Source organism: Bacillus sp. PK3-067, from assembly GCF_056738645.1.
The window spans coordinates 5,138,817-5,151,995 of sequence record NZ_CP096490.1 but is presented as its reverse complement, the minus strand read 5'-3'; the positions used below and the strand labels follow the sequence as shown (position 1 = coordinate 5,151,995).

10 protein-coding genes are annotated in these 13,179 nt (G+C 36.3%); 3 read left to right on the top strand and 7 right to left on the bottom strand.

Annotated features, from left to right (window positions below):
* Positions 1 to 37: 37 nt before the first annotated feature.
* From M1D73_RS26610 to M1D73_RS26585, 6 genes are all read right to left on the bottom strand, one after another.
* On the bottom strand, positions 38 to 1,339 hold the full coding sequence (locus M1D73_RS26610; RefSeq protein WP_059304242.1) for a glycosyltransferase family 2 protein: 1,302 nt from the start codon (positions 1,337 to 1,339) through the stop codon (positions 38 to 40).
* On the bottom strand, positions 1,336 to 2,091 hold the full coding sequence (locus tag M1D73_RS26605; RefSeq protein ID WP_000653218.1) for a nucleotidyl cyclase domain-containing protein: 756 nt from the start codon (positions 2,089 to 2,091) through the stop codon (positions 1,336 to 1,338). The genes M1D73_RS26610 and M1D73_RS26605 overlap by 4 nt, the downstream gene beginning before the upstream one ends.
* A gap of 261 nt (positions 2,092 to 2,352) precedes the next feature.
* Positions 2,353 to 3,564: a NupC/NupG family nucleoside CNT transporter gene (locus M1D73_RS26600; protein ID WP_481157980.1), complete on the bottom strand. Its 1,212-nt coding sequence runs from the start codon at positions 3,562 to 3,564 to the stop codon at positions 2,353 to 2,355.
* A gap of 366 nt (positions 3,565 to 3,930) precedes the next feature.
* A complete protein-coding gene (locus M1D73_RS26595; RefSeq protein ID WP_075676757.1) occupies positions 3,931 to 5,664 on the bottom strand; it encodes a C40 family peptidase in 1,734 nt (577 codons plus the stop codon).
* Positions 5,665 to 5,873: 209 nt separating this feature from the next.
* On the bottom strand, positions 5,874 to 6,758 hold the full coding sequence (locus M1D73_RS26590) for a D-amino-acid transaminase (protein ID WP_078186980.1): 885 nt from the start codon (positions 6,756 to 6,758) through the stop codon (positions 5,874 to 5,876).
* 648 nt (positions 6,759 to 7,406) lie between these two features.
* Entirely contained in the window at positions 7,407 to 9,317 is a 1,911-nt protein-coding gene (locus M1D73_RS26585; RefSeq protein WP_000665334.1) for an LTA synthase family protein, read from the bottom strand.
* Between the two features lie 546 nt (positions 9,318 to 9,863).
* Here M1D73_RS26585 and M1D73_RS26580 point away from each other — a divergent pair.
* Entirely contained in the window at positions 9,864 to 10,229 is a 366-nt protein-coding gene (locus M1D73_RS26580; protein ID WP_000810369.1) for a YkvA family protein, read from the top strand.
* Positions 10,230 to 10,279: 50 nt separating this feature from the next.
* Positions 10,280 to 10,771, top strand: coding sequence for a metal-binding protein (locus M1D73_RS26575; RefSeq protein WP_001139061.1), 492 nt, complete (start codon positions 10,280 to 10,282; stop codon positions 10,769 to 10,771).
* A 71-nt stretch (positions 10,772 to 10,842) separates the two neighbouring features.
* On the opposite strand, the gene M1D73_RS26570 is transcribed toward M1D73_RS26575, so the two are convergent.
* Positions 10,843 to 11,160, bottom strand: a complete 318-nt coding sequence (locus M1D73_RS26570) for a magnetosome magnetite crystal formation protein family (RefSeq protein WP_001014099.1) — start codon at positions 11,158 to 11,160, stop codon at positions 10,843 to 10,845.
* 296 nt (positions 11,161 to 11,456) lie between these two features.
* Here M1D73_RS26570 and lldP point away from each other — a divergent pair, with 296 nt between their 5' ends.
* A complete protein-coding gene (gene lldP / locus M1D73_RS26565; protein ID WP_001099333.1) occupies positions 11,457 to 13,118 on the top strand; it encodes an L-lactate permease in 1,662 nt (553 codons plus the stop codon).
* Positions 13,119 to 13,179: the final 61 nt, after the last annotated feature.

Below are 13,179 nucleotides of genomic sequence, written 5' to 3'. Positions count from 1 at the left end.
TAAGCACAGAGCATACGGCGCTCTGTGCTTATTGTTATTATTTATCTTTTTTGAATCGAACTGTCTTATCCCAGCCAATGACTTGTTTCTTGCTCTTTGCACGTAAGTATAAGATTAAGCTACGAATAAATAAGTACGTAAAGAGCTGTGCGTACGTAAAGTACATAATAACGCTAATAAAAATATTAGTCGGTGTAAAGGTTCGTTCGACACTCTGGGCACTAAATAATTGAGAAACATATGTAATATATGCGACATACCACATAAATAGTAGCGGAATGCTATATTGAATTTGGAATATCCCGAGTAGCCCAATTACAAACCAAACGTTCGAAATGATTAGGAATAGCCAAAATACAACATACACTAGAACTTGTTGTAAGGAATGGACGAGAAGTTTTCCTTTAAAGAAACTTAATGATGAGAACATTTTTTCTAAAATGTATAAATTCCCTTGGAGCCAACGTGTACGTTGTTTAATAAGAATTTTTAAATGCTCTGGTTCTTGTTCCCAAGTAACTGATTCTGGGACGATTGGTAAGAGATAACCTTTTTGTGTAATTCTTAATGTTAATTCAGCATCTTCTGCAATTGCATAAGGGTCATAGCCACCAAGCTCTTCTAGTGCGGAGCGACGAAGAAGCATATTTGTTCCTGTCAGTGAGCCTGTTTGGAATAGTAACCAGCGTCCAGATTGCATAAGGAGCTGGAAGATTTGAAATTCCAGTGAAATCATTCGCGTCAGCCAGTTGCGCTTTTCATTTACTGTACGAACATGTCCAACAGCTCCAACAGCATCTTCAGTTGTTTCAGCGTGTTCTACAAGCATTCGCAGTGCGTGTGGTTCAGGCTGGTTATCTGCATCGTACACACAGAAGTATTCACCATCTGAAATACTAAGGCCGTAGTTTAGTACACGTGATTTACCCTTCGGTTCACCGGGTGGAACACGAATATGGCGAATATGAGCATAAGCTTTGTCGAAATCATCGCCAATTTCAGGTGTTTCATCTTGAGAGTTATCATTTAATAAATAAATAGTTAGTTTTCCTGGATATTCAATCTGCGCCATCGCCTCTAAAGTATCTTTAATAACGACGCCTTCATTATGGGCAGGTATGAAAATATCGACGCTTGGATAATGGTCTAATGTACGATCTTTTCGTTTACTATTTCGGTGAATTAAGCCCGCGATTGTTAAGAAAGAGTAGTAAACGAGTAAGCCAGAGAATAGAAAGGCCGTAAAAATAAGTACATATTTAATTGAAAATGTGATACTAATCCAAAAAACGAGTACGCAAAACAGAAGGAATAAAAGAAGTATAACGAGAGTCATCATAACAGTGTCTGTCCTTTGTTTCCAATTTGCTCGCGTGAAATTTTTATATCTCGGATTGCTTCAGCAGCAAGCCATTGCTCCATTTTTGGCTTTAGGCGATTCATTACAATGTCAGCACCAGCTTCATTTGTGTTTTGTAATAAAATAACTAGCGTATTATTATCATATTCAGCAGCAAGGTCAAAATCATTCCTTACCGTTTCAACTAATAAGGAAGCTACACGGTCCATAACACTTTCCTTCGTATATTTACTAAAGGGAGTGAAATCAAAGTAAATGATAACGCCTGTTTCATTACGACGATTCATTGCAGTTGTTAATAATGCTTGGCGTCTCTCGAATTCTTGTCTTGTTAGTAATTTTGATTCTCCAATATATTGTTCTAACGTTCTCACACGCTCAGTTAAAGTTTTATTTTCATGAATCACTTTTTTCAATAGGTGAGTTGTTATATATACAATGAAGAAGTTAGCTGCCATCAGGAAGTGGATAATCATATATTGCCATTGATCTGATGTACTCCATAAATGAAGCCATGCTTGATAGAACAAATAAAATACGGAAATAATGGTTCCTAGTATGAAGAAAACAAATGCTGTTTTGTCAGCTAAAAATAAGAATAGTACATTTACGATTACGTATATTATTGTAAAAATAAGAGCATGCTCATATTTCGTCACATGTACAGTAGTAAAATAAAATACAATTTGTAAAATCCACATAGAGAGGATTTTATAGAACTTATCTTTCACAAAACTTTCCTCCTTAAAGCTATTTCATCAATAGATACTTGTAGTATGCGCAATTATTAAGAAATTGACCATGTCGTTACATTCTTTTGAAGGGCAACAACAAGTAGTATCTCTATTTTCATTAGAAAAATAAAAAGACTTAAACATTATTGTATCATAATGTTCTTATATTTGGCATAAAGTGATTAATAGATGCACAAAAGACATTTGGATTGCATGAAAAAAGTCTCCTCTTGTAGAAAGAGAAGACTCTATATAAGTTTATAGGAACATCATACCTGCAACTGCTGCATTTAAGAAGTTCGCTAATGTACCAGCGATAACTGCTTTAATCCCTAATTGTGCAATTTGTTTACGGCGAGTAGGAGCTAGCGTTCCTGTTACACCTAATTGAATTGCGATAGAAGAGAAGTTTGCGAATCCACAGATTGCGAATGTTAAAATTAGATTTGTTTTGTCAGAGAACTCTGCTATGTGTGGTCCTAAGTTTGCGTATGCAACGAATTCGTTGATTGCAAGTTTTTGACCAATAAAGCTTGCTGCTTGTACAGCTTCACCAGGAGAAACCCCAATTAAGATTGCAAATGGTGATAATAAGTAACCGAAGATTAAATCAAGGCTAAGTTTAATATCGAACCAAGAACCAACCCATCCTAATAATCCATTTAATAAAGCGATTAATGCGATGAAAGCCATTAACATTGCTGCTACGTTAATAACAAGTTGCATACCTTCAGATGCACCGCGTGCAGCTGCGTCGATAACGTTTGCGTCTTCACGTTCTGTAGAAAGTTCAACGTTATTATCTACTTTTTCTGTCTCAGGCATAATCAGTTTCGCAATTAATAAGCTTGATGGAGCTGCCATTATTGCAGCCGCTAATAAGTGCTCTAACGGAATACCCATTGCTGCATAACCGACGAGAACAGATCCAGCAACAGCTGTCATACCGCTTACCATAATAGCGAAGAATTCACTATTTGTTAAACGTGCTAAGTAAGGTTTAATTAAAATTGGAGCTTCAGTTTGTCCTAAAAATACAGTCGTTACTGAGTTTAAGCTTTCTGCTTTAGAAGTTCCAAGAAGTTTACTTAATGCGCCACCAACGACGCTAACAAATTTCTGCATAATACCAAAATGATATAAGATTGCTACTAATGAACTAATAAATACGATTGGAAGTAGTGCTTGAATAAAGAATACAAATCCCCAAGGTCCTTTTGCGTTGACTAAATCCCCAGCAACGAACTTAATTCCCTCGTAAGAAAAATTAATTAATCCTTGAACACCGTCAGCAGCGTGTTTTAAACCTGCTTTACCAGCATCCCATCGTAATACGATAAATGAAAATGACATTTGTAATGCTAGCGCGATTAAAATTGTGCGCCAATTAATAGCTTTGCGGTTGGAAGATAGTAAGAATGCAATTGCTAATACTCCAATCACGCCGCCAATTCCCCATAAAAGATTCATGCAGTGTATGCTCCTTCCTCATAGTAAAAACAGTGTATAAACCAGTTGTCTATACGTTTACGAATATAACATCTTAAGTAACTTATCATAATGGACATCGGAGGTCAAACGTCTAATGAAAAGTTTAAATAAAAAGAAAATTCTTCAAAAAAACACATATGAAATAAATAGACATGAAATAGGTTATGTTTTTTATGGGAATATATACATTATGATAACGTTATGGATTGTTTTTGCAGAATAAAGTGTATGAAATGGAAGAATAGATACATTATTTTTGTAGAGGGAAGCTAGGGGAAAGGGAGTAATATGTTGAACTCATAGCAAAAAGCCTTCTAGTAAACTAGAAGGCTTTGAAACTATTAATTAAGGTGCTTTCGTGTATCCTAAGAAGTGGCTCTTCCAATAAGAGTTACTTAATGAAGCGATTGCTACACCTTTATCTCCAGCTTGGATAAATGATCCGCCCCCAAGGTAAATACCCATGTGAGAAGGGCCAGATTTATAAGTGTTTTGGAAATAAATTAAGTCACCAGGTTGTGGACTTGAAGTTTTTGGTAGGCTACTCCAATATCCTGCAACACTTTGGCGGCTAATGTTATGACCAAATTTCTTAAATACGTGGTAGATGTAACCACTGCAGTCAACACCGTTAGCAGAAGTTCCACCCCAAACGTATGGTACACCTTGCATTGATTTTGCGTATGCAAGTACGGAAGAACTGTCGCCGCTATTATTACCTGTATTATTATTGTTGTTATTGTTTTGATTGTTATTTTGGTTATTGTTAGGCTTATTATCTACTGCGCCTCCAACTGGTGTTTTAGATAGGTAACGTGTTCCGATATAACCAGTTTGACCGTTGTAGTTAATTTTGCTCCATCCAGAGTTTTCAGAGATTACTTGAACCTTCTGACCTTGTGGAAGTGCGCCTATGATTCTATAATTTGTACCTTCGCCGCTACGTACATTTAGTGCAGAAGCATTAATGTAGTAGTCACCAATTGCACCTTGGTTAGGTTTTTCAGGTTGTTTTGGTTGCTCAGGAGTAGTAGTGCCACCTTTAACGAATTTTACAAATTCGCTGCTAACAAAGCCTGTTTTTCCTTGGTAATTTACTTTAAACCAACCGTTTTCAGATCCAACTACGTTTAATGTTGTACCGTTTAAAACGCCACCAATTACACTATGGTAAGCGGCAGGGCCTGTACGAACACGTAAAGATGTAGCGTTAACTACGTAAGAACCACCAGTTTGAATAGTTCCATTATTGTTTTGCTCTTGTTTGTTGCCTTCTGTAACGTTTTCGTTAGAACCGCCTTTTGTTACGTAGTCTTTGCTTATATAAGCAGTTTGTCCTGCGTAATTGATTTTGAACCAATCTTGAACTTCGCCAACAACTTGTACTACTTGTCCTTTTTTGACAGAACCTACAGTTGTGTGAGAAGTGCTAGGACCTGTACGAACACGAAGGGAAGATACATTTACTGTATAGTTTCCGCTTGCTGGTTTTACTTCTTGGTTGTTATTATTCGTATTGTTGTTTGAAGAACCCCCAGTAGAAGAAACGCCAGATACGAATTCGCCACTTACATAACCTACTTGTCCATTATGGTTAATTTTCACCCAACCATTTTCTTGTCCAATTACGTTTAATGTTTGTCCTGCATATACACGTCCAGAAACAGAACTAGAAGTGTTAGGAGCTGTACGTACACGTAATACATCAGCGGTAACTTTATTGTTTCCACCTGTGCTTACATTGTTGTTTGCTGCTCCACTTTTTGATACAAACTCGCCACTAACAAAGCCTGTTTTTCCGTTAATGTTAATTTTGAACCAACCATTTTCTTCGCCAATCACGTTTAGTGATTGACCGTTATAAACGCGTGAGATGATGTCGTGAGAAGTGCTTGATCCCGCACGAACATGTAAGACGCTCGCGTTTACCGTATAAGATGAGTTGTTTGACGCAGAAGCTTGGACAGTTGTAGCAGCTTTTTGTGTATTTTGTTCAGGTGCAGCTTGAACACTATCAAGTGTAGGTGCTGCTCCTCCTGCTACAGACACTGCCGCAAGACCGGCAAGATACTTTTTCATAATTTGTCGATTCCTTTCTGTCTGTAATGTAGTGAAGAAATATTTACCAACTGTTAAAAATTCTAAAGAGCATGTCGATTACTGTCAAGGCTTATGTGGGAATCTGAATATGACAAAAAGATTACAAGAAAAAATCAAGGTATAAATTTACACCTTGATTTCCATTTAAATGCATATATTGAATATAAAAGGACAGAAATTATTCGTGTTTAAGAAGATGACATATTGGATTGTAACAAGATTTTATTAAAAGATTTTTGCAGTTTTTTGGTGATAGGTCCAACTTGCCCATCTTGAATCGCGGTTCCATCAAGGTGGGTCATTGGTAAAATTTCAATTGTTGTGCCTGTAAAAAAGCATTCATCTGCTTGATAAACGTCACGAACGCTGAAAAGTTCTTCCTGTACAGGAATGTGAAGAGTATTCGCTAAAGAAAGGACATATTGACGAATAATGCCATTTAAAATAAGGTGATTGGCTGGATGTGTGTAAAGAGTTCCGTTTTTAATTAAAAAGAAGTTGGAATGGCTTCCTTCCGTTACAATACCATTCCTTACGAGAAGTGCCTCTTTACAGCCTTTTCGTTCAGCTTTCGTAGCAGCTAGTACGTTTGGTAATAAATTTAATGATTTAATGTCACAGCGTAGCCATCGAGTATCGGGTTCTGATATAGCGCGTATACCATATTCAATCCATAAGGCTGGTCTTTCTTTTTTTGTAATATAGGCATAAATTGTCGGAGGGGTGTCATATGAAAATACATGTGTGCGAGCTTGTACACCACGAGATACTTGCAAATAAATTGTGCCATCTTCGTGGAAATGGTTTCGTTCAATTAATTTGTAAAGTAAAGTGATGAGCTCAGCTTTTGAGAAAGGGAGCGATAATTCTACTTCTTCCATGGATCGATATAATCTCGTTATGTGCGGATCTAATAAGTGAAAGTTCCCTTTATATAGGCGAATAACCTCGTAGACACCATCTCCGAACTGCGAACCTCTCTCTTCAAGTTCTATGTACGTTTGTTGTTTTGTTGTATCAATAACTTCATCATTCCAAAGTACAAATTTTTCGTATGCCAATTTCCGTCCCATCCTTTCGTAAGTACGTAAGTAATGTGAAACTTTCATTCATGCGAGATAAAAATCACTATAGTAATTTTTATGTAAGCAATTCTCTACATATGACCGTATATGTATTTGTAAATCATAGAGAAGTAAGGATGGTTTACCCCGCATTAACGGGCAGTAAAACTCCTACTTAAAAATTCGGGTGGAGCAAAGAAGTGAATTGGGCGAATAACTGCCCGTAGCTGCCCGATTGGTGAGGGCTGATTAAAGTTTCACTTTACAGCATTTTGTATATACAAATTCGAAAATAAGAATGAGAATCCTGCTTTTAAATAAAAAAAAGCAACATTCTTATGGAATGCTGCACAAGGAGGGTAGCTATCTTTCATAGGGACATTGTCTCGTTGAATGTTTTGTGTATGGAAACAAAACATGTTGAAAGACAATTATAAGAAAGTAGAAACAAAAGATTTACACACTTCTTTAAGGGATCTTACGAAAGATGAGAGATAAGAAATATGTAGAACCTCGTTTACATATTTTATTATAGAGATTCTTCATTAACACTATGTGAATATTTGGTAAAGGTTATGTAATTTTAAAGTTAATGAATATAAGTAGTTGTATGGAAGAAAATAAAAAAAGAGGCTGAGATTACTCAGCACTCTTCTTTTATTCTTTAATAACTGTTTTTACTTCACCAGTTTTGATCTTATTACTTTCAGAGAAGCGAAGTAAGTCACCTTCAATGATTTTATCAGACATGTTCAATTCATTTTGGGCGCGATCAATTAGTGGTTGAGATTCTTCTTTCGGTAATTGTACAACTTCGCCAGTAGCACGGTCATAGAATGTACTATTTGTGTACATGTATTTATCTGTAACGAAGCTACCGTCACGAAGAACAACGAATCCTTTATTATCAGGTGAGAATACATCATGACCGAATCGAACGTCATTTGTAGAATCTACACCAAGTAAGTTTAGAATAGTTGGTTTAATGTCAATTTCACCAGTTGGTTTCGAAATTGTTTTACCTTCTTTTTGACCTGGAACGTGAATAAACATCGGTGTTTTTTGTAAGTTCATATGGTCAAATGCAGTGATTTCTTCTTTTCCTAAGAACTGTGCCATTGCACGGTTATGGTTTTCAGAAATACCGTAGTGGTCACCGTAGAATACGATTACTGAGTTGTCGTAAATACCTTCTGCTTTTAGACGCTCAATAAAGTGTTTCATTGCTTCGTCTAAGTAACGAGCAGTTACCATGTAACGGTCAAATACTCCATCACCAGAATTGTATTCGTCGATTAATTTTGTACTGTCATCGTAAGTGAATGGGTAATGATTCGTTAAAGTAAGGAAGCGAGTATAGAATGGTTGCTTCACTTGTTTTAACATATCAATAGATTGATCGAAGTACTCGATATCTTTTAATCCCCAGTTTAATTTTGTTTCTGGTGTAATCTTGTAGTCAAGTTCGTTGTAGTAACGATCATAACCAAGTGCTGGATACATAATGTTACGGTTCCAGAATGTTGCGTTGTTTGCGTGGAATACCGACGTGTGATACCCTTGCTGACGTAAAATTTCTGGAGTTGCTGTATATTCATTGTTACCGTGTGTGAAGAATACAGCACCGCGGTCTAGTGGATATAACGAAGTATCTACTAGGAATTCAGCATCAGATGTTTTACCTTGACCAGTTTGATGGAAGAAGTTATCAAAGTAATAACTTTCTTTCGTAAATTGGTTTAAGAATGGTGTAACTTCTTGTCCGTTAACTGTTGCACCAATTAAGAATGTTTGTAATGACTCAAGAGAGACAACAATTACGTTTTTCCCTTTTGCAGTACCGAACATATTTGGATCTGGTTTACTTTGTGTTGTTTTTACGTAGTTTTCTGTTTCTTGTAATTTACTACCGTCAGCGAACGCTTTTTGTGAACTTGATTTTGCTTGTAAGCCAAGATCGTATACTTGGTGTACATATAATCCTAAGTTTTTAACAAGCATAACGCGGTCGAATGAACGTGTTAATAGTTCTGGGCGTTCAGCTTCTGCAAGTCCTAAGTTTGCGAAGAAAATAGCAACTGTTGATACGAAGTATAGAGAACGCATCGGGCGTGCTACACGCTCTGTAGGTGCAAAGTTCTTCATTTTCTTTAATAGAACGAAGAAAACGATAATGTCTGCAAATGCAAGGATAATTTTGTAGTTAAATAATTCTTTCACACTAGAACCTAAACTTCCGAAGTTAGATGTTTGTCCTAGCACCGGTAATGTAACGAAGTCATTGTAGAATCCGTAGAACATTACGTTACCAACAAGAACGATTGTTAAGACAAAATTAATTCCAAGTGCTATATAGTTACGTTTTTTCCCTTTTGCAAATAATGCAAGACCAACAAGCAGTAATGATGCTGCTAATGGGCTAAGGAATAAAATGAATTCTTGCATGAAAGATTCAAGTTTTAAATCAAAGCTTGTGCGTGTAATAAGGTAAGTTTTCAGCCATAAGGCTAAAGCTACGAATAAAGTGAAACGCACATTTTGAAATTGTGATTTCAAGGTTTCTTTCATTCATTTCCACCCTTTCTCTATCAGGCTTGGTCGATTTTGGAGCGAAAAATGCTAAAATAAAAAATACATAGTTTTCTTGGCCATAATTAAAGGTTCTATATTCACCCATATACGACTATAACTATGCATACCCTTTTGGTTTCTTTTGTTGCTCATAAGCATAACGTCATTTCTGTATTATACAACAAAATTCATTTCTGAGAAACACTATAACATTTTACATTTTTTGTATAAGATTTGTCACTACCAGAGAAAACTTTAACATTCGTTTATATGTCCGTCAACTAGAAAATATAACAAAGGTAGAGCAGAATGTTAAGTAGAAGTGAAAATTTTCTTTGTTGAGAAATAAGAAACGAAGATGGGTAAGGGTTATCTAGAAATCTATTATATGAAGGAAATCGTGTAAAAATTAACGAACACTTGTTCTTTTTTAGTTTGTTTGTTACAATAAAAGTTCATTGATAGGTTTTGTGTAATTTCCATGAACTTTTACTGATAACATATTGTAGCTTATTTCTTTTTAAAAATAGGGAGGCTTTTTACATGAAACAAAAATTTTCAGTTGAAGCGTTTTGGAAGAAAGTAAAACATGTTGCAAAGCAAGCTGGGCAGTCGGTCATTTATGCAAGTTTATTACTGTTTTACGTTTTGCAAAGACCCGATGTTCCAAAACGAGTGAAAATTATTGTAATTGGAGCACTTGCTTATTTTATTGCACCGATTGATGCGATTCCAGATTTCATTGCTGGAATTGGCTATACGGATGATTTAGGGGCGTTAACGGCCGCACTAATACAGGTGTCGTTATACGTCAATGAAGATGTGAAAGATAAGGCACGAGTGAAGTTGGCAGAATGGTTTGGTTCGGATATAGACACAACATTTATCGATCAGAAATTAGGTCAATAGGTGAAATCTGTCATGAGGTGACAGGACGAACGTAAGCGAGGAAGTGCATTATGCCATCAGGAAGAACGCATACGAAAATAAACTTAATATCCCTTCCGGTTGTTTTGTTTTTGCTCTTTTCGTATGGATTAACAAATTTTGATTTTTTATTAACTTTTGCAATTGGTTTTTTAGTAGGTACTTCATTTTTAACACCAGATTTAGATACGTACAGTAATGCTTATAACAAATGGGGTTTCTTACGTATATTTTGGTATCCTTATAAAAAAGTAATGCCGCATCGATCTTTCTTTACGCATACGATTATACTTGGTGATGTGATTCGTATTGCGTACATGTTAATTGTCTTTTCTCCATTTTTATTACTATTAAATGTAATCGCATTGGATGGTAATTTAATAGAAATTGCGCAGAAACATGAGGTTGAAATTGTAACATTCTTAATGGGAATTGTTGTGGCAAGTACGCTCCACATTATAGCGGATAAAGTGAATACACGCCGAAAGAAAATGATGAGAAAAAAGAAGAAACGCAGAAGATAAAGTGAACGAATTAGGAAAAGGGCCCCTTGCAATTTGCAAGGGGCCCTTTTTAAACAAACATTTGTTTAAAATTAAGCTTTCAGCACTTTAATTCCTTTTACAATGTTCCAGATGAAGTAGTATAAGCTGATGATTCCGCAAATAGCTAAGACAATCATTGATCCAATTCCAAGTGTTACATCTGGTTGATCAGATCCAAGACCCATAATTCCTAAAATAGTTACGCCAATGAATGTAGCGATACTTGGAATGATGTGTGTCCATAGAGCACGTTTTGCATGTGGTTTTGTTTCAGCGTCTCCTACAATCCAAACGATAATAGGGAATAAGATAGGGGCAAATAGTACACTAAAGTATGATAACGCAGCTAATATTTTATTTCCGTTCATATATATCACCTCATAAATAATTTCTGTTGTTATACTATTATTATGCAATAAATTTTGCAAGCTTTCTATCGATGAACATTACAGGAACATGACGATTTTGTAAGATTTTTTCGTTAAATGATAAAATTTTCAAAAAAATCTTTTTTAATGGAAATTGTTATGGTACAGTATAAATGAAAGTTGTTGAAAACGTTTTCTTAAACGTTTTTTTATTTTAGACTTAAAGGTATGATGACCTGATAGTCTATTGATGAGGTTATTCTATTTAAAAGGGGATTCTTTAGGGGGAGAGAACAATGAACACATGGACACAAGTTTATGATCCGTTCGGAAACATTTGGATTTCGGCAGCGGTAGCACTTATTCCGATTATCTTTTTTTTCTTAGCTTTAGCAGTTTTCCGCATGAAAGGGTATGTGGCAGGATTTATTACGGTTGTACTTACAGTTTTAGTAGCGTTATTCGCTTATAAAATGCCGTTCACGATGGCAATGGCAGCGACCGGATATGGTTTCTTATACGGATTATGGCCAATTGCTTGGATTATCATTATGTCGGTATTTTTATATAAAATTTCTGTGAAAACAGGTCAATTCGATGTGATTCGTGCATCGGTATTATCGATTACGAACGATCATCGTCTACTCGTTATTTTAATTGGATTTTCATTTGGAGCATTTTTAGAAGGAGCGGCAGGATTTGGGGCACCAGTAGCGATTACAGCAGCACTTCTTGCGGGGCTTGGGTTAAATCCTTTATACGCAGCAGGTCTTTGTTTGATTGCAAATACTGCACCAGTGGCGTTCGGAGCGATGGGAATTCCGATTACAGTTGCTGGACAAGTAACAGGTATTGATCCACATAAAATTGGACAAATGGCTGGGCATCAATTACCGTTCCTATCATTATTTGTGCCATTCTTTATCGTATTTTTAATGGATGGATTTAAGGGGATACGACAAACGTGGCCTGCGTTATTTGTAGCGGGTAGTTCATTTGCGATTACGCAGTTCATTACAGCGACATTTTTAGGACCAGAACTTCCGGATATTACATCGGCACTTGTAAGTTTAATTAGTTTAGCGCTGTTCTTAAAAGTTTGGCAGCCGAAAGAAATTTATCAATCTGGGCAAGCAAATAGTGAAGTAGCAGCAACAACGACAGCGGCATCGATGCCGAAATTAACGTTTGGAAAAGTAGTGAAGGCATGGTCCCCATTTATCGTATTAACGGTTATGGTAGTCATTTGGAGCCAAAGTTTCTTTAAGGCATTATTCACTCCAGGAGGGGCTTTAGAAAGTCTTGTATTTAAGTTTGAAATTCCAGGTCTGCATAATCTAGTAATGAAAGCAGAGCCAATTGTAAATAAACCAACGCCTTACGAGGCAATTCTGAAGTTTGATGTATTATCGGCAACCGGAACAGCGATTTTAATTGCTTGTATCATTTCCATGTTTATTTTGAAAATGAATGTAAAAGATGCAGTAGTGACATTTAAAGAAACGTTAAGCGAATTAAAAATGCCAATTCTATCTATCGGATTCGTACTAGGGTTTGCATTTATCGCAAACTATTCTGGTCTATCTTCCACGTTAGCGTTAGCATTAGCTGGAACTGGCGGACTATTCCCGTTCTTCTCACCATTCTTAGGCTGGATTGGCGTATTCCTAACAGGGTCTGATACGTCTGCGAATGCACTGTTCTCAAATTTACAAGCCATTACAGCGCAGCAAGTCGGCGTATCTGAAGTGCTTCTCGTTGCAGCAAATACAACAGGCGGTGTAACAGGTAAAATGATTTCCCCGCAGTCGATTGCGATCGCTTGTGCAGCGGTTGGTCTTGCTGGAAAAGAATCGGATTTGTTCCGTTTTACAGTGAAGCATAGTTTGTTCTTCGTAATTATTGTTGGTATTATGACTTATGTTCAGGCTTATTATTTAACGTGGATGATTCCATAAACAACAAAAGAAATAAACTTTTAATTTTCCAAATTATGGTGTATGATAGAAAAGTATTGAA

Coding starts and splice junctions, on each gene's coding strand:
- M1D73_RS26610 (WP_059304242.1), bottom strand. CDS start 1,339: ATGATGACTCTCGTTATACTTCTTTTATTCCTTCTGTTTTGCGTACTC.
- M1D73_RS26600 (WP_481157980.1), bottom strand. CDS start 3,564: ATGAATCTTTTATGGGGAATTGGCGGCGTGATTGGAGTATTAGCAATT.
- M1D73_RS26595 (WP_075676757.1), bottom strand. CDS start 5,664: ATGAAAAAGTATCTTGCCGGTCTTGCGGCAGTGTCTGTAGCAGGAGGA.
- M1D73_RS26590 (WP_078186980.1), bottom strand. CDS start 6,758: ATGGGACGGAAATTGGCATACGAAAAATTTGTACTTTGGAATGATGAA.
- M1D73_RS26585 (WP_000665334.1), bottom strand. CDS start 9,317: ATGAAAGAAACCTTGAAATCACAATTTCAAAATGTGCGTTTCACTTTA.
- M1D73_RS26580 (WP_000810369.1), top strand. CDS start 9,864: ATGAAACAAAAATTTTCAGTTGAAGCGTTTTGGAAGAAAGTAAAACAT.
- M1D73_RS26575 (WP_001139061.1), top strand. CDS start 10,280: ATGCCATCAGGAAGAACGCATACGAAAATAAACTTAATATCCCTTCCG.
- M1D73_RS26570 (WP_001014099.1), bottom strand. CDS start 11,160: ATGAACGGAAATAAAATATTAGCTGCGTTATCATACTTTAGTGTACTA.
- lldP (WP_001099333.1), top strand. CDS start 11,457: ATGAACACATGGACACAAGTTTATGATCCGTTCGGAAACATTTGGATT.